A 17,127-nucleotide genomic window follows, 5' to 3' on the forward strand; every position below is an offset into this window, starting at 1 on the left:
CTCAGCCGCCGAGCCGGTCCACCGAGGTCACCCGCAGCACCGCCCGGCCCTCCTCGTCCGAGCCGTACAGGTCGACCTCGGCGCTGATGCCCCAGTCGTGGTCGCCCTCCGGGTCGTCGAAGATCTGCCGGACCCGCCAGGAGGAGTCCTCCTCCTCGATGATCAGCATCTTCGGGCCGCGCGCGTTCGGGCCGGTGCCGAGGTCGTCGTACTCCTCCCAGTACCCGTCCATGGCGTCCGCCCAGCGGTCCGCGTCCCAGCCGTACTCGCCGTCCAGGGAGCCGAGCTCCTCGTAGTGCTCCAGCGCGCACAGCTCGACCCGGCGGAACAGCTCGTTGCGCACCAGCACCCGGAAGGCGCGGGCGTTGGCGGTGACCGGCGCCGGCCTGTCGTCCAGCGACACCTCGGCGGCCTGCGGCTCGGTCGGGTTGGCCAGCTGCTCCCACTCGTCCAGCAGGCTGGAGTCGACCTGGCGGACCAGCTCGCCGAGCCAGGCGATGACGTCCTTGAGGTCGTCGGTCTTCACGTCCTCGGGGACGGTCTGCTCCAGCGCCTTGTACGCGCCGGCCAGGTAGCGCAGCACGATGCCCTCGGTGCGGGCCAGCTCGTAGAAGCCGACGTAGTCCGAGAACGTCATCGCCCGCTCGTACAGGTCGCGGACCACGGACTTGGGCTGGAGCTGGTGGTCGCCGATCCACGGGTGCGCCGTGCGGTACACCTCGTAGGCGTGGGTGAGCAGCTCCTCCAGCGGCTTCGGGTAGGTGATCTCCTGGAGCCGCTCCATCCGCTCCTCGTACTCGATGCCGTCCCGCTTCATCTCGCCGACGGCCTCGCCGCGCGCCTTGTTCTGCTGCGCGGCGAGGATCTGGCGCGGGTCGTCGAGGGTCGCCTCGACGACCGAGATCACGTCCATCGAGTGCGAGGGCGAGGCCGGGTCGAGCAGTTCGAAGGAGGCCAGCGCGAAGGTGGACAGCGGCTGGTTGAGCGCGAAGTTCTCCTGGAGGTCCAGGGTGAGGCGGACGATCCGGCCCTCCGCGTCCGGCTCGGGCAGCCGCTCCACCACGCCGCCCTGCAGCAGCGAGCGGTAGATGGCGATCGCGGTGCGGATGTGGCGGCGCTGCGCGGCCCGGTCCTCGTGGTTGTCGGTCAGCAGCTTGCGCATCGCCTCGAAGGCGTTGCCCGGGCGGCCGATCACCGACAGCAGCATCGCGTGGCTGACCTTGAACCGGGAGACCAGCGGCTCCGGGTCGGCGCCGATCAGCCTCTCGAAGGTCTCCTCCGTCCAGCCGACGAAGCCCTCCGGGGCCTTCTTACGCACCACCTTGCGCTTCTTCTTCGGGTCGTCCCCGGCCTTCGCGATCGCCTTGTCGTTCTCGATCACGTGCTCCGGCGCCTGCGCCACCACCTGGCCGACGGTGTCGAAGCCGGCCCGGCCCGCCCGGCCGGCGATCTGGTGGAACTCACGGGCGCGCAGGATGCGCACCCGCTGTCCGTCGTACTTGGACAGGGCGGTGAACAGCACCGTGCGGATCGGCACATTGACGCCGACGCCGAGCGTGTCGGTGCCGCAGATCACCTTCAACAGGCCCGCCTGGGCGAGGCGTTCCACCAGCCGGCGGTACTTCGGCAGCATGCCCGCGTGGTGCACGCCGATGCCGTGGCGCACGTAACGGGACAGGTTGCGGCCGAACTTGGTGGTGAAGCGGAAGCCGCCGATCAGATCGGCGATGGCCTCCTTCTCCGCCTTCGAGCACATGTTGATGCTCATCAGCGACTGGGCCCGCTCCACCGCCTCCTTCTGCGTGAAGTGCACGACGTAGACGGGGGCCTGGCCGGTCTGGAGCAGCTCCTCCAGGGTGTCGTGCATCGTGGTGCGGCGGTACTCGTAGAACAGCGGCACCGGGCGGGTCGCGTTGCGCACCACCGTGGTCGGACGGCCGGTGCGGCGGGTCAGGTCCTCCTCGAAGCGGCGGACGTCGCCCAGCGTCGCCGACATCAGCAGGAACTGCGCCTGCGGCAGCTCCAGCAGCGGGATCTGCCAGGCCCAGCCGCGGTCCGGCTCGGCGTAGAAGTGGAACTCGTCCATGACCACCTGGCCGATGTCCGCCTTGGCGCCGTCGCGCAGCGCGATCTGGGCGAGCACCTCGGCGGTGCAGCAGATGATCGGCGCGGTCGGGTTCACGCTCGCGTCGCCGGTCATCATGCCGACCTGCTCGGTGCCGAACATCTTCACCAGGTCGAAGAACTTCTCCGAGACCAGCGCCTTGATCGGGGCGGTGTAGAAGGTCCGCTGCCCCTCGGCCAGCGCCGCGAAGTGCGCCCCCGCCGCCACCAGGCTCTTGCCCGACCCGGTCGGCGTCGCGAGGATCACGTTGTTCCCCGACACCAGCTCGATCAGCGCCTCCTCCTGCGCCGGGTACAGCGTGATCCCCCGCTCCTCCGTCCAGGCTGCGAACGTCTCGTACAGCGCGTCGGGGGTGGCGGGCTTCGGCATCAGATCAAGGAGGGTCACCCGGCTATCTTGCCTGCTCGCCGCCACCCCGGGCAAAGCCCGGGGCCGCGGCGGGCGGGTGGCCCTCTTGTGGTGACCGGCCAGCCGGACGTGCCGATCCTGTGCCGAGCGGCACATTGATCCCGGTTCGAAGGCCGTGCCAGAGTGCCGGGCATGAACCATCCGCTCGCGGCCGAGCCGCGCCCCTCCGTCCTCGCTCCGGCGCAGGTGTTCGACTGGCTCGACGAGACGGCCGCGATGCGGGCCGAGGCCGGGCTGACGCGGACGCTGCGCAGCCGGGCGGCGGAGGACGGGGTGCTGGACCTCGCGGGGAACGACTACCTGGGGCTGACCAGGCATCCGGTGGTGACCCGGGCGGCGGCGGACGCGGCGCTGCGCTGGGGCGGCGGGTCGACGGGGTCGCGCCTGGTGACCGGGACGACCGCGCTGCACACCGAACTGGAGGAGGAGCTGGCCGAGTTCTGCGGGGTGGAGGCCGCGCTGGTGTTCTCCTCCGGGTACACGGCCAACCTCGCGGCGCTGACCGCGCTCACCGACCCCGACACCCTGATCGTCTCCGACGCCTACAACCACGCCTCGCTGATCGACGGCTGCCGGCTCTCCCGCGCCGACGTCCACCGCACCCCGCACGCTGACCCGTCGGCGGTCGCCGAGGCGCTCGCCGGGCGGGCCCGGCCGCGGGCGCTGGTGGTCACCGACTCGGTGTTCTCGGTGGACGGGGACGCGGCCCCGCTGCCCGAGCTGTCCGCCGCCGCCCGCGCGCACGGCGCCGCCCTGCTGGTGGACGACGCCCACGGGCTCGGCGTGCTCGGCCCCGGCGGCACCGGGGCGCTCGCGGCGGCCGGGCTCGCCGGGCAGCCGGACACCGTCGCCACCGTCACCCTCTCCAAGTCGCTCGGCTCGCAGGGCGGCGCCGTGCTCGGCCCGCGCCGGGTGATCCGCCACCTCACCGAGACCGCCCGCACCTTCATCTTCGACACCGGCCTCGCCCCGGCCGCCGCCGGCGCCGCCCTCGCCGCCCTGCGGCTGCTGCGCGCCGAGCCCGCCCGCGCCGAGCGCGCCCGCGAGGTCGCCCGCACCCTGGCCCGGCAGCTCACCGCCGCCGGCCTGCACAGCTGCGACCCCCAGGCCGCGGTGGTCTCCGTCCGCGCCCCGGGCCCCGAGGCCGCCGTCGCCTGGGCCGCCGACTGCCGCCGGGCGGGCCTCGCCGTCGGCTGCTTCCGCCCGCCGTCCGTCCCGGACGGCATCTCCCGGCTGCGGCTCACCGCCCGCGGCGACCTGACGGACGGGCAGATCGCCGAGGCCGTCCGCATCGTCGCCGGGCTGGCCCCGGCGGGCGCGCGGAGCTGAGGCCGGCCGTACGGCGCTACTCCTCCTTCGCGCGGCCCGGCCGGTCGGTCCTCCTGGCGCGGCTCGGCTGGACGCGGGTGGGCTCGCCGGCCGCCTTGGGGTGGTCGGGCGGGTAGGGGAGTTCGCCGAGGCCCTCGTCGCGCAGCTGCTTCCCGTACAGCTCCAGCAGGCCCTCCAGCCGGTACGCCCGGTCGTCCATCTCCGCGTTCAGGTCGCCGAGTTCGGCGAACCGGGCGGGGACGGTGCGCAGGTCGAAGTCCTCGGGGGCGGCGTCGTCCAGTTCCGTCCAGCGCAGCGGGGCGGAGGCGGTGGCCCGGGGGCGGGCGCGCAGCGAGTAGGCGGAGGCGATGGTGCGGTCGCGCGCCATCTGGTTGTAGTCGACGAAGATCCGCTCGCCGCGCTCCTCCTTCCACCAGGCGGTGGTGACCTTCCCCGGCATCCGCTGCTCCAGGACCCGGCCGAGCGCGATCACCGCGTGCCGTCCGTCGGTGAAGGTCCACTCGGGCGCCAGCGGCACGTACACGTGCAGGCCGCGCCCGCCGGAGGACTTGGGCCAGCCCCGCAGCCCGTGCTCCTCCAGCAGGGCGCGCAGTTCGTGGGCGGCCCGGACGGCGTCGTGGAAGTCGGTGCCGGGCTGCGGGTCGAGGTCGATCCGCAGCTCGTCGATGTGATCGGTGTCGGAGCGCCGCACCGGCCAGGGGTGGAAGGTGAGGCAGCCGAGGTTGGCCGCCCACAGCACGGCGGCCGGTTCGGTGGGGCAGATCTCGTCGGCGGAGCGGCCGCTGGGGAACGCGATCCGGGCGGTGGGCAGCCACTCCGGCAGGCCCTTGGGCGCGCGCTTCTGGTAGAAGAACTCGCCGTCCACCCCGTCCGGGAAGCGCTGCAGGGTGGTCGGCCGGTCACGCAGCCCGCGCAGCACCCCGTCGGCGACGGCCAGGTAGTACCGGGCGACATCCAGCTTGGTGAAGCCGCGCTCGGGGTAGTACACCTTGTCCGGGTTCGACAGCCGGACGGTGCGCCCGGCGACATCCAGTTCCACGGCTGAGCCCATGCCCCTCACGCTAGGCGCCGCGCGCCCGACGCGCGCCCCGAGGCCATCGGGGCGACCATCGGACCCATGGACCTGCCCGTGATGCCGCCGGTGGCGCCGATGCTCGCCAAGTCGGTGGCCAGGATCCCGCCCGGAATGCAGTACGAGGCCAAGTGGGACGGCTTCCGCTCCATCGTGTTCCGCGACGGCGACGAGGTGGAGCTCGGCAGCCGCACCGGCAAGCCGCTGACCAGGTACTTCCCCGAGCTGGTCGAGGCGTTCCGGCGGGAGCTGCCGCCGCGCTGCGTGCTGGACGGCGAGGTGGTGATCGCCCGGGACGGCCGGCTGCGCTTCGAGGAACTGCTGGAGCGGATCCACCCGGCCGCGAGCCGGGTGAAGCTGCTCGCCGAGCGGACCCCGGCCTCCTTCGTCGCCTTCGACCTGCTCGCCCTCGGTGACGACTCGCTGCTGGACGAGCCGCTGTCGGTGCGCCGCCCGGCGCTGGAGGCCGCGCTCGCGGACGCCTCGGACCCGGTGTTCACCGCCCCCGCCACCACCGGCCTCGACCTCGCCGGCACCTGGTTCGCCGAGTTCGAGGGCGCCGGGCTGGACGGCGTGGTGGCCAAACCGCTGGACCAGCCGTACCGGCCGGGGGAGCGGACCATGTACAAGATCAAGCACGAGCGCACCGCCGACTGCGTGGTGGCCGGCTACCGCGAGCACAAGAGTGGCCCGGTGGTCGGCTCGCTGCTGCTCGGCATCTTCGACGACGGGGGCAGGCTCCAGCACGTCGGTGTCTGCGCGGCCTTCCCGATGGCCCGCCGGCGCGAACTCGCCGAGGAGCTGGCCCCGTTGCGGATGGACGACATCGCCAGGCACCCCTGGGGCGGCTGGGCGGACGAGGCCGCGCACGCCGAGGGCCGGCTGCCCGGCGCGGTCAGCCGCTGGACCGGCGGCAAGGACCTGTCCTGGATCGCGCTGCGCCCCGAGCGGGTGGTCGAGGTCGCCTACGACCACATGGAGGGCACCCGGTTCCGGCACACCGCGCAGTTCCGCCGCTGGCGGCCGGACCGCACGCCGGAGAGCTGTACCTCCGCGCAGCTGGAGGAGCCGGTCTCGTACGACCTGGCCAGGGTGCTGGGGAGTTGAAGCCGGGGAGTCGACGCCGGGGACTCGACGGCGCGCCGCGAGGCCCGGCCCGGTCGTCCGGGCCGGGCCTCGCGCGGTGCTCCCGGGTTCAGGAGAGGTGCGGCGTGACGGTACCGGTCGCGGTGGGGGAGGTTGTGGGGGAGACCAGCGGCGTGGGGGAGGCCGTGGGCGAGACCGACGGCGACGGGGACGGCGACGGGGACGGGGAGGCGGTGGGCGAGCCCGAGCCGGGTGGGGTGGGCAGCGTGTAGACGTTGTCCGGCGAGACGATCCGGGTGATCGCCCGGGCCAGGAACGTCGAGGGCTCCGAACCGTCGTGGGTGATGTCGGTGTTGAGCAGGATGGCCAGACTGGCCTTCGCCTGCGGCAGGTAGAGCACCACGCTCTCGTACCCGGGCAGCGAGCCGTTGTGGCCGATCCAGCCGTGCGTGTCGAACACCCCGAAGCCGTAGCCGAGGTCGGGGTCGGGCCCGACGGGCACGGTCTTGAGCCGCTCCGCCTGGGTGGCGGGCTTGAGCAGCGGCTCACCGGTGGCCAGCACCTTGGCCCAGGTCTGGAGGTCGGCGACGGTGGAGATCGCGGCGCCGGCGGCCCAGCCCCAGGACGGGTTCCAGGTGGTGGAGTCCTCGACCTGGCCGCTGAGCGTCTGGTTGGTGTAGCCGTGGGCGTGCGGGTCGGGGAAGGCCGCGTCGGTCGGCAGGCTGGTCTTGGTGAGCCCGGCCGGGGTGAACACCTGCTGCGTCAGGAAGTCCTGGAGCGGCTGCCCGCCGACCTTCTCGACGACCAGGCCGAGCAGGATCAGGTTGGTGTTGGAGTACTCGTAGCTGCTGCCCGGGGAGAAGTTCGCCGGGTGCTTGAACGCGTACCCGAGCAGCTGGTCCGGGGTGAACGGGCGGCTCGGGTCGCTGAAGAACGCCTGCTGGAAGCCGGAGTCCAGGGTGTAGTTGAAGAGGCCGCTGCGCATCTCGCCGAGCTGGCGGAGGGTGATCCCGTCGCCGCCGGGCACGTTCCGGACGTACTTGGAGACCGGGTCGTCCAGGCCCAGCTTGCCCTGGTCCACGAGCCGCAGGATGCCGGTCGTGGTGAAGGTCTTGGTCACGCTGCCGATCCGCATGTACAGGTCGGGGGACATCGCCGTCCCCGCAGCCTTGTCGGCGACGCCGAAGGTGCGCTGGTAGCTGCCGTCGGGGGTGGTGTAGCCGACGATCACGCCGGGGATGGAGACCTGGCTCATCACCTGCTTGATCGCGGCGTCCAGCTTCGCCTGGACGGCCGGGGTGAGGGCCACCACCCCGCCGGACGGGCTGCCGCCCTGCGTGGGGGACGGGCTGAGCGCGGCCGGTTCGGCGGTGACCGCGGCGCCGGCGGCGGGCCGGGCGGGCTTGGAGTCCCCGGAACAGGCGGAGACGGCGAGCAGGCCGGCCAGCGCGAGGGCGGCCGAGGCCACCCGTACGGAGCGGGGGACGGCGGTGTGCGGCGGGCGGGGGACGCGCGGGGAGCAGGGAACGGCCGGGCGCGGCCGTCGGGTGTCGGTCATCGGCGGAGGGGCCTCTCTGGGGCGGACGGCCCCTTGGCGAAGGGCCCCGGCGTGCTGCTCGGCGGGGCCGGAGCGCCTCTCCACGGGGCCGCGGGGGGAGCGTCGTCACCGTAAGCACCGGGGCCGGGCGGCCGCGCGCGGGTCGGCGCCGGGCTGACCCGAACGGGAGCACCGTCAGCCGGGTGCCGCGCCCCGCTGGCGGACCGTGGCCGGGCACCCCGGGCGTCAAGCACCCGGGGACGGCCGGCGGGCGGTGTCGCGAGGGCCGCCCCGCGCTCGGCCGGACGGGTGAGCACCGGCACGCCGCGCCCGCCGCCGGCCGCTGCTCGGGCACGATCGTTCAGCCCAGCTGCGGCCGCCGTTAAGAATTCCTCGATGGACCGCACCCGCCCCCACCAGGCAGATTTCTGCCTGTCCGGAGTGCGCGCCCGTCAGGAGCGGCCCAACCGGGCCCCTTCGGCCTGCCCGCACCCGCGGGCCGTCCCACCCGCATGTCAGGAGCCCGCCGTGAAGGCACTCGTCAAGCAGCAGGCCGAGCCCGGGCTCTGGCTGATGGACGTCCCCATGCCCGAGATCGGCCCCGGCGAGGTGCTGATCAAGGTGCTGCGGACCGGCATCTGCGGCACCGACCTGCACATCCGCAAGTGGGACGGCTGGGCGCAGCAGACCATCAGGACCCCGCTGGTGCTCGGTCACGAGTTCGTCGGCGAGGTCGCCGAGATCGGCGCCGGCGTCGCGGACATCACGGTCGGCGACCTGGTCAGCGGCGAGGGCCACCTGGTCTGCGGCAAGTGCCGCAACTGCCTGGCCGGCCGCCGCCACCTGTGCCGCAACACCGTCGGCCTGGGCGTCAACCGGGACGGTGCCTTCGCCGAGTACGTGGCGCTGCCCGCCTCCAACGTCTGGGTGCACCGGGTGCCGGTCGACCTGGACGTGGCCGCGATCTTCGACCCGTTCGGCAACGCCGTGCACACCGCGCTGTCCTTCCCGCTGATCGGCGAGGACGTGCTGGTCACCGGCGCGGGACCGATCGGCATCATGGCCGCCGCCGTCGCCAAGCACGCCGGCGCCCGCAACGTGATGATCACCGACGTCTCGTCGTACCGCCTCGACCTGGCCCGCGAGGTCGGCGTGACGCTGGCGCTCGACGTCTCCCAGCACACCATCGAGGAGGGCCAGCAGAAGCTCGGCCTGCGCGAGGGCTTCGACGTCGGCCTGGAGATGTCCGGCCGCCCCGAGGCGATGCAGTCGATGATCGCCAACATGACCCACGGCGGGAAGATCGCCATGCTCGGCCTGCCCGCCGAGCAGTTCCCGGTGGACTGGGCCTCGATCGTCACCTCGATGATCACCATCAAGGGCATCTACGGCCGCGAGATGTTCGAGACCTGGTACGCGATGTCCGTGCTGCTGGAGGGCGGCCTGGACCTCAGCCCGGTGATCACCGGCCGCTACGCCGCCGCCGACTACGAGGCCGCGTTCGACGACGCCGCGAGCGGCAACTGCGGCAAGATCATCCTCGACTGGACGGCCTGAACCCCGCCCGGTCCGAGCCCCGGCCCGCCGGACCCCGCCCGCCGAACCCGCCCGCCTGAACCCCGCCGAACCGCTCCCGCCCGAACCGCTCCCGCCGAACTGCCAAGGAGACCCGCAGTGTTCGACAACGTGCGTGCCGACGTCGCCGCCACCCTGGACGAGATCCGCGAGGCGGGCCTGTTCAAGCCCGAGCGGGTGATCGGCAGCCCGCAGAGCGCCGCGGTCACCGTCACCGCCGGCGGCCGCCCGGGCGAGGTGCTGAACTTCTGCGCCAACAACTACCTCGGCCTGGCCGACCACCCCGAGGTGCTCGCCGCCGCCAAGGACGCGCTGGACCGCTGGGGCTACGGAATGGCCTCGGTCCGCTTCATCTGCGGCACCCAGGACGTCCACAAGGAGCTGGAGGACCGCCTCTCGGCCTTCCTCGGCCAGGAGGACACGATCCTCTACTCCTCCTGCTTCGACGCCAACGGCGGTGTCTTCGAGACCCTGCTGGACGACCGCGACGCCGTCATCTCCGACGCGCTGAACCACGCCAGCATCATCGACGGCATCCGGCTCAGCAAGGCCCGCCGCCACCGCTACGCCAACCGCGACCTGGCCGACCTGGAGAAGCAGCTCCAGGACACCCAGGACGCCCGCCGCCGGCTGATCGTCACCGACGGCGTCTTCTCGATGGACGGCTACGTCGCCCCGCTGCGCGAGATCTGCGACCTGGCCGACCGCTACGACGCCATGGTCATGGTGGACGACTCGCACGCCGTCGGCTTCGTCGGCGCGGGCGGCCGCGGCACCCCCGAACTGCACGGCGTGACGGACCGCGTGGACATCATCACCGGCACCCTCGGCAAGGCCCTCGGCGGCGCCTCCGGCGGCTACGTCGCGGCCCGCAGGGAGATCGTCGCCCTGCTGCGCCAGCGCTCCCGCCCGTACCTGTTCTCCAACTCGCTGGCCCCGGTGATCGCGGCCGCCTCGCTCAAGGTGCTCGACCTGGTCGAGAAGTCCAACGAGCTGCGCGAGCGGCTGGCGGCCAACACCGCGCTGTTCCGGACGAAGATGACCGAGGCCGGCTTCGAGATCCTGCCCGGCGACCACCCGATCGCCCCGGTGATGATCGGTGACGCGGCGGTGGCCGGCCGGCTCGCCGAGCTGCTGCTGGAGCGCGGCGTGTACGTGATCGGCTTCTCCTACCCGGTGGTGCCGCACGGCAAGGCCAGGATCCGGGTGCAGCTGTCCGCGGCGCACTCCACCGAGGACGTCGAGCGCGCCGTCGCGGCCTTCGTGGACGCGCGCGCCGCGATGGAGGGCTGACCCTCCCACCCAGGGCCGCCCCAGGCCCGACCAGACCGCCCGTGGGCCGGACCGCTCGGAACCGGACCGGCCCACGGGCTCACCACCGCCGTGCGGCGGAGGCGAATCGATCCGCCCCGCCACACGGCCCACCGACCACCTGCCCCACCCTCCCACCGCGGGGGCGGGACGCCGGCCCAGGCCGACGTCCCGCCCCCGTCGTGGTTCCCGGGCGGCGCGGGCCGGTCAGTCGTCCTCGTTCTCGCCCTGGTCGTCGGCGAGGCCCTGGTCGTCGGCGACGCCGTGGTGGCTCCGGGCCGGCTTGGCGAAGACCTGGTAGCCCTCGGCCGCCGGGACGTCGGTGCCGGCGACCAGGTTGCCGCTGGACGATTCGAACACCACGGTCCTGCCGTTGGCCGACACGAACGGCTGCTTCGAGGAGCCGTTGCCGAACGAGCCGTCCGGCGCGGTGGCGACCCGCTCGGTGCGACCGGTGCGCAGGTCCTGGCGGTAGACGTCCCAGCCCGGGTGCTGCGGGCCCGCCACCAGGTTGTCGGCGGCGGACTCGAAGTAGAGCCAGCGGTTGTCGGCGGTGATCGAGCCGTGGCCGGAGGAACCGACCGAACTGGTGCCGGGCAGACCGGCACTGACCTTCGTCACGACGCCCGTCCGCAGGTCCCGGACGTGCAGCACGGTGTGGGAGCGGTGGCCGCCGGTCGAGCCGCCCGGCTCGGACAGGGCGTAGACCGCGCGCCGCCCGTCGGGGCTGATCGTGGCGTCGAAGGCCGCGTAGGCGAGCGAGCCGCCGACGTCGAAGCTCGCGGGCGAGAGCTTCCCCGAGGGCACGTCGTACGTGTAGTAGACGGCACTCGTCGGGCGGGCCAGGCTCGGCTGCGCCCCGGCGGGCAGGTACTTCTCGGCGCCCGGGGGCAGGTCCACGTCGGCGGTCCCGGCGGCCGGCGCGGCGGCCGGGGGCTGCTCGGGCGGCAGCAGGTCCGAGAGGGAGCCGAAGCCGATGGTGCGGCCGTCCGCGCTGAGCTTCGGGTGGAAGGAGGTGCTCTCGCCGGGCTTGCCGGCCGCGTCGCGCGAGATCAGCCGGGTGGTGTGGGTCCGGCGGTCGGTGAGGTAGATGTTGAGCTTCCAGGTGTAGGGCCTGGCGAGCGAGGGCTCGGGTTCCGGCTCGGGCTCGGGGTCCACGACGGTCGGGTCCAGGTCCTTCCGGGAGGACACGAAGGCGACGTACCGGCCGTCGGCGCTGATCGAGGGCGCGTAGGAGTAGTGGAACCGGTCGGGATCGGTGGAGGTGAGCCCGCCGCTGACCAGCTCGGTGCGGCCGGTCCGCCGGTCCCGGACGTACACCTCGGTGCGGCCCCTGACCTGCATGCCGGGCACCACGTCCTCGCCGTTGCTCACGAAGGCGACGTAGCGGCCGTCGGCGTTGATCGCGGCCTCCTCGGACCAGCCGGCCTGTCCCTCGCCCGAGTCCGCCAGGCTGACCCGCTCGACACGGTTGGTCCGCAGGTCCTTCAGGTAGACGTCGCGGCCGCCCCGGGCGGGCTGGGACACCAGGTTCGTCGCCCACGAGCTGAACAGCGCGTAGCGGCCGTTCGCGTTGACGCCCAGGCCGAAGGACTGGTTGTCGGGCGCGGCGCCGTTCACCCCGGTGCTCACCTGGACGGTGCCGCGCGGCAGCGGGGCGGCCTGGGCGGGCGCGGCGGTGACGGCGAGCAGGGCGGCCGCGGCCAGCGCGCCGGCGGCGCCGGCCGGCCACCGGTTGCGGATGGTGCGTGTCATAAGGTCTTCCCCTCCGATCACCCGGCCGGGCTCCCTCCCGGCGACGGGCTTTCGGCAGAGCCAATCGTCGGGAGGGCCCGGGGTCAACGTCCGCGGGTGATCTCGGCGGAAAATACGTCAACGGGCGTATGCGGAAAGAGAATCAGGCCATCCTGCCGTCAGGCTGCCGGGCCGTCACAGGCGGCGCAGGAAGACGTCCTTGGCGGCGTTGGTGTCGCCGGGCACCAGGTTGCCGTCCCCGCCGTCGAAGACGACCGTGTCGCCGCCGGCGTCCACGTACGGGTTCTCGGCGGGGGCGTTGCCCTGCTCGCCGTCCCTGGTGAGGCTGACCCGTTCGATCCGGCCGGTCCGCAGCTCGCGGCGGAACACGTCGCTGACACCGTTGGTGTCGCCGGGGACGAGGTTGTCGGCGAGGGATTCGAAGTAGACCCAGCGGCCGTCGGCCGTCATGACGGGGGCGAAGGAGTGGCCGGTGGTCGCGGTGCCGGGCAGGCCGGTGTTGATCCGGGTGAGCGTGCCGGTGGCCAGTTCGCGGGTGTACACGTCCATCCGGAGGCGGGGCGAACCGGGCTGCCCGGAGCCGAAGGCCGGTACGAGGTAGAGCGCGTAGCGGCCGTCGGGGCTGATCCGGGCGCCGACGCCGACGCCGCGCAGGTAGCCCTCGTCGTCCAGGCTGGCGCCGGAGGTCCTGCCGGTGCCTGCCTTCCAGACGTAGTACGGGTAGAAGCGGGGCTGGGCCAGCCCCGGGGCCGCTGCGTCGGCGGTGGTCTCGCCGGGGTCGGTCACGGCCGGGGCGTCCGGGAGCAGGTTGTGGGCTCGGGAACTGAAACCGATGGTGGAGCCGTCCGCGCTGATCGTCGGGTTGTAGGAGGAATCGTCGGTGGCGCCGCCGTCCGCTCCGGCCGAGACCAGCCGGGTGGTGCGGGTCCGGCGGTCGGTGACGAAGACGTCGGAGTGGGGCCGGTTCAGCTCGGGGTCGGGATCGGTGCGAGTGGAGACGTAGGCGAGGTGACGGCCGTCCCGGCTCAGGCTCGGACTGGTGGAGTTGCCGTCCGTGGCGATCAGCTCGGTGCGCCCCGTCCACCGGTCGCGGACGAAGAGGTCGCTGTCGTGCGCCACCTGGCCGGGCACCACGTTGGTGGCGGCGGTGGTGAAGGCCACGTAGCGGCCGTCGCCGCTGATCGAGGCGTCCGTGGTGGGGGCGTTGAGCCGGGAGCCGTCGGCGGCGACGCTGATCCGCTCGACGTGGCCGTTGCGCAGGTCCCGGACGTAGATCTCGTCCGTGTTCGGGGTGCCGGGCCCGGGCAGCAGGTCGGTCGCGGCCGAGGTGAACAGCGCGAAGCGGCCGTCGTCGCTCAGCCCGAGCGCACTCGACGCGCCGTTGAGCTGTGCGCCCTTGGCGGTCTCGCTGATCCGGGCGGTGTCGCCTTTGGGCGGTTTGGCCTGGGCGGCGGGCATCGCGGCGCCGGCCACGGCGGTGGCCAGCAGGACGGCGGCGGCCCTGGCGAGCCGGCGGCGGGTGGGTGCGGTGGTCATGGATCGTCCTCCCCTGGTGACGGTCCCGGGCCTTCGACCCCCGCGGCCCGGGCTGGGCAAGAGCCAAGCGTCGTGAGCGTGTTCGGTCAATGCGTTCCCGGCCGGAAATACGCCACTGTTCGTACCTCCGGCCGAGAACCCGCCGACGGGTGCGGGACGGCGGGTGGATGCGTCAACGACCTTTCCACGTGAGGGAGTCGGCGAATGTCACAGGCGGCGCAGGAAGACGTCCGTGGCGGCGTTGGTGTCCCCGGGGACCAGGTTGCCGTCCTCGGCGTCGAAGACGACCGTGTCGCCGGAGTCGTCCACGTACGGGTTCTCGGCGGGGGCGTTGCTCTGTTCGCCGTCCCGGGTGAGGCTGACGCGTTCGATCCGGCCGGTCCACAGGTCGCGGCGGAACACGTCGCTGACGCCGTTGGTGTCGCCGGGGACGAGGTTGTCGGCGGTGGAGCGGAAGTAGACCCAGCGGCCGTCGCCCGTCATGGCGGCAGCGAACGAGTGTTCCGTGGACGTGGTGCCCGGCAGGCCGGTGTCGATCCTGGTGACCTTGCCGGTGGCCAGCTCGTGGGCGTACACGCGCAGCGGTTTGGCGCGGTGCGGCGGCATCGGCACCTCGTAGGCGGGGACGCTGTAGAGGGCGAAGCGGCCGTCCGGGCTGATCCGGGCGTCCCAGGTGCCGAAGAGCTTCCCGGTGGCGTCCAGGCTGGCGCCGATGATCGTGCCGGTGTCGGCGTTCCAGGCGTAGACGGCGTCGTAGCGGGGCCCGCGTTCGAGCAGGGGCCTGGCGTCGGGCGTCTCCGCGTCGGGCGCGGGATCGGTTACGGGGGCCGGCTCGGGGCGCGGGAGCAGGTTGTAGGCCCGGGAGGTGAAGGTGACGGTGGAGCCGTCCGCGCTGATCGTCGGGCTGAGGGAGTGGTTGTCGGCGGGCCCGCCGTCCGCGCCGACGGTGACCAGCCGGGTGGTGCCGGTCCAGCGGTCGGTGACGTAGATGTTCTTCTTGCCGCGCCGCACGTTCGGGTCGGGGACGAGGTCGGTGCGGTTGGAGGCGTAGGCGACGTAGCGGCCGTCCCGGCTGATGCTGGGGTGCACGGCGCCCCGGATGGTCTGGTCGTCGGCGCTCGGCACGGCCGCGGCGGTGACCAGCTCGGTGCTGCCGGTCCGGCGGTCGTGGACGAAGACGTCGCTCTGGTGCGCCGGCTGCCCGGGGACGACGTTGGTGGCGCCGGTGCTGAAGGCCACGTAGCGGCCGTCGCCGCTGATCGAGGCTTCCGTGGTGGAGGCGTTCAGCGCGGAGCCGTCGTCGGCGACGCTGACCCGTTCGACGTGCCCGTTGCGCAGGTTGCGGACGTAGATCTCGTACGTGTTCGGGGTGTCCGGGTTCGGCAGCAGGTTGGTGGCGGCCGAGCGGAACAGGGCGGAGCGGCCGTCGTCGCTCAGCCCGAGGGCGGACGAGTGGCCGGTGAGTTGCTCGCCCTTGGTGGTCTCGCTGATCCGGGCGGTGTCGCCTTTGGGCGGTTTGGCCTGGGCGGCGGGCATCGCGGCGCCGGCCACGGCGGTGGCCGCCAGGACGGCGGCGGCCCTGGCGAGCCGGCGGCGGGTGGGTGCGGTGGTCATGGATCGTCCTCCCCTGGTGACGGTCCCGGGCCTTCGACCCCCGCGGCCCGGGCTGGGCAAGAGCCAAGCGTCGTGAGCGTGTTCGGTCAATGCGTTCCCGGCCGGAAATACGCCACTGTTCGTACCTCCGGCCGAGAACCGTCCGACGGGTGCGTGACTGCGGGGGGAGGCGTCAACGGCCTTTCCCCGCAGGGGAGTCAGGCCGGTGTCACAGGTGGCGCAGGTAGACGTCCAGCAGCGTGTTGGTGTCCTCCGGCACCAGGTTGCCGTCGAGGGCGTCGAAGATCACGGTGCTGCCGGTGGCGTCCACGAACGGGTCGTAGGAAGGGGTGTCGCTCTGCCCGCCGTCCCGGGTGAGGCTGATCCGCTCGACCCGGCCGGTCCACAGGTCGTGCCGGAACAGGTCGGTGGCCTGGTTGGTGTCGCCGGGGACGAGGTTGTCGGCGTAGGAGTCGAAGTAGACCCAGCGGCCGTCGGCCGACATGACGGCGCCGGACGCGGAGCCGTTCGCGAAGGTGTCCGGCAGGCCGGTGTTGATCTTGGTGACCTTGCCGGTGGCCAACTCGTGGATGTACACGTCCAGCCGGACGCTGCCGTGGCCCGGCAGCCCGCTGTTCCGCACGGCGAGGCTGTAGACGGCGTAGCGGCCGTCCGGGCTGATCCGGCCGTAGCGGCTGCCCGCCCGCTGCCCGGTGCCGTCCAGGCTGGCGACGGCGATCCTGCCGGTGTCGGCCTTCCAGACGTAGGAGGAGTAGTAGCGGGGCCCGCTCGCGAGCTCGGGCGACCCGGTGCCCGGCTCGGTGCCGGGGCCGGACCCGGGGTCGGTGGAGCCCGGATCGGCGGATCCCGGGCCGCTGGTGGCGGGGTCGTCCGGGAGCAGGTTCCCGGCTCTGGAGGTGAAGGCGATGGTGGCGCCGTCCGCGCTGATCGACGGCTCGGAGGAGTTGTCGCTCGCGGGATCCCCGTCCGCGCCGACGGTGACCAGCCGGCTGGTGCGGGTCCAGCGGTCGGTGACGTAGATGTTGTTCTTGCCGCGCCGCACGTTCGGGTCGGGGACGAGGTCGGAGCGGTTGGAGACGTAGGCGACGTACCGGCCGTCCCGGCTGATGCTGGGGCTCGTGGCGTTGAACAGGCTCTGGTCGCCGGCGCCGGGCACGCCGCCGACGGTGACCAGCTCGGTGCGGCCGGTCCAGCGGTCCCGGACGAAGACGTCGCTCTGGTGCGCCGCCTGCCCGGGCAGCACGTTGGTGGCGCTGGTGCTGAAGGCCACGTAGCGGCCGTCGCCGCTGATCGAGGCGTCGGCGGTGGGGGCGTTCAGCCGAGAGCCGTCGGGGGCGACGCTGATCCGCTCGACGTGCCCGTTGCGCAGGTTCCGGACGTAGACCTCGTCGGAGTTCGGCGTACCCGGCTCGGGCAGCAGGTTGGTGGCGGCCGAGCGGAACAGGGCGGAGCGGCCGTCCTCGCTCAGCCCGAGCCCCGACGAGTAGCCGTCGAGCTGCTCGCCCTTGGTGGTCTCGCTGACCCGGGCGGGGTCGCCCTTGGGCGGTTTGGCCTGGGCGGCGGGCATCGCGGCCACGGCCACGGCGGTGGCCAGCAGGACGGCGGCGGTACGGGCGAGCCGTCTGCGGGTGCGTGTGGTGGTCATGGGTCGTCCTCCCCTGGGATCGCCCGGCCGGACTCCCTCCCGGCGGCGGGCTTCCGCAGAGCCAACCGCCGGGAGGGCCGGAGGGTCAACGGCCGGGGGTGATCCCGTTCGGGAAATACGCCAACGGGCGTATG

Annotated in this window: 11 protein-coding genes; 4 read left to right on the top strand and 7 right to left on the bottom strand. The window is 73.2% G+C overall.

Going from position 1 to position 17,127, the window contains the following annotated elements; translation table 11 throughout:
- Position 1 precedes the first annotated feature (1 nt).
- Positions 2 to 2,494 (bottom strand): DEAD/DEAH box helicase, encoded by a 2,493-nt coding sequence (locus ACIQOW_RS29925; RefSeq protein WP_401090349.1) that lies wholly within the window; start codon positions 2,492 to 2,494, stop codon positions 2 to 4.
- Positions 2,495 to 2,665: 171 nt separating this feature from the next.
- Between ACIQOW_RS29925 and ACIQOW_RS29930 the strand changes: the two genes are divergently transcribed.
- Entirely contained in the window at positions 2,666 to 3,862 is a 1,197-nt protein-coding gene (locus ACIQOW_RS29930) for an 8-amino-7-oxononanoate synthase (RefSeq protein WP_401090126.1), read from the top strand.
- Positions 3,863 to 3,878: 16 nt separating this feature from the next.
- Here ACIQOW_RS29930 and ligD read toward each other — a convergent pair whose 3' ends face one another.
- Positions 3,879 to 4,913 (bottom strand): non-homologous end-joining DNA ligase, encoded by a 1,035-nt coding sequence (ligD, locus tag ACIQOW_RS29935; RefSeq protein WP_401090128.1) that lies wholly within the window; start codon positions 4,911 to 4,913, stop codon positions 3,879 to 3,881.
- A gap of 66 nt (positions 4,914 to 4,979) precedes the next feature.
- On the opposite strand from ligD, the gene ACIQOW_RS29940 reads away from it, so the two are divergent.
- Positions 4,980 to 6,041: an ATP-dependent DNA ligase gene (locus ACIQOW_RS29940; protein ID WP_401090130.1), complete on the top strand. Its 1,062-nt coding sequence runs from the start codon at positions 4,980 to 4,982 to the stop codon at positions 6,039 to 6,041.
- Between the two features lie 88 nt (positions 6,042 to 6,129).
- On the opposite strand, the gene ACIQOW_RS29945 is transcribed toward ACIQOW_RS29940, so the two are convergent.
- A complete protein-coding gene (locus ACIQOW_RS29945) occupies positions 6,130 to 7,578 on the bottom strand; it encodes a serine hydrolase domain-containing protein (RefSeq protein WP_401090132.1) in 1,449 nt (482 codons plus the stop codon).
- Positions 7,579 to 8,085: 507 nt separating this feature from the next.
- Between ACIQOW_RS29945 and tdh the strand changes: the two genes are divergently transcribed.
- Both tdh and ACIQOW_RS29955 read left to right on the top strand, forming a co-directional pair.
- Positions 8,086 to 9,114, top strand: a complete 1,029-nt coding sequence (tdh, locus tag ACIQOW_RS29950) for an L-threonine 3-dehydrogenase (protein ID WP_188297981.1) — start codon at positions 8,086 to 8,088, stop codon at positions 9,112 to 9,114.
- Positions 9,115 to 9,231: 117 nt separating this feature from the next.
- On the top strand, positions 9,232 to 10,425 hold the full coding sequence (locus tag ACIQOW_RS29955; RefSeq protein WP_401090134.1) for a glycine C-acetyltransferase: 1,194 nt from the start codon (positions 9,232 to 9,234) through the stop codon (positions 10,423 to 10,425).
- 225 nt (positions 10,426 to 10,650) lie between these two features.
- Here ACIQOW_RS29955 and ACIQOW_RS29960 read toward each other — a convergent pair whose 3' ends face one another.
- From ACIQOW_RS29960 to ACIQOW_RS29975, 4 genes are all read right to left on the bottom strand, one after another.
- Positions 10,651 to 12,198 (bottom strand): TolB family protein, encoded by a 1,548-nt coding sequence (locus ACIQOW_RS29960; protein WP_401090136.1) that lies wholly within the window; start codon positions 12,196 to 12,198, stop codon positions 10,651 to 10,653.
- 174 nt (positions 12,199 to 12,372) lie between these two features.
- Positions 12,373 to 13,734 carry a TolB family protein gene (locus ACIQOW_RS29965; RefSeq protein ID WP_401090138.1) on the bottom strand — a complete coding sequence of 454 codons (1,362 nt, stop codon included), beginning with the start codon at positions 13,732 to 13,734 and terminating at the stop codon, positions 12,373 to 12,375.
- Positions 13,735 to 13,941: 207 nt separating this feature from the next.
- Positions 13,942 to 15,348 (bottom strand): TolB family protein, encoded by a 1,407-nt coding sequence (locus tag ACIQOW_RS29970; RefSeq protein ID WP_401090140.1) that lies wholly within the window; start codon positions 15,346 to 15,348, stop codon positions 13,942 to 13,944.
- Positions 15,349 to 15,556: 208 nt separating this feature from the next.
- Positions 15,557 to 16,993: a TolB family protein gene (locus tag ACIQOW_RS29975; protein ID WP_401090142.1), complete on the bottom strand. Its 1,437-nt coding sequence runs from the start codon at positions 16,991 to 16,993 to the stop codon at positions 15,557 to 15,559.
- Positions 16,994 to 17,127 lie beyond the last annotated feature (134 nt).

Source organism: Kitasatospora sp. NPDC091335 (genome assembly GCF_044757205.1).
In the GTDB taxonomy this organism is placed as follows: Bacteria; Actinomycetota; Actinomycetes; order Streptomycetales; family Streptomycetaceae; genus Kitasatospora.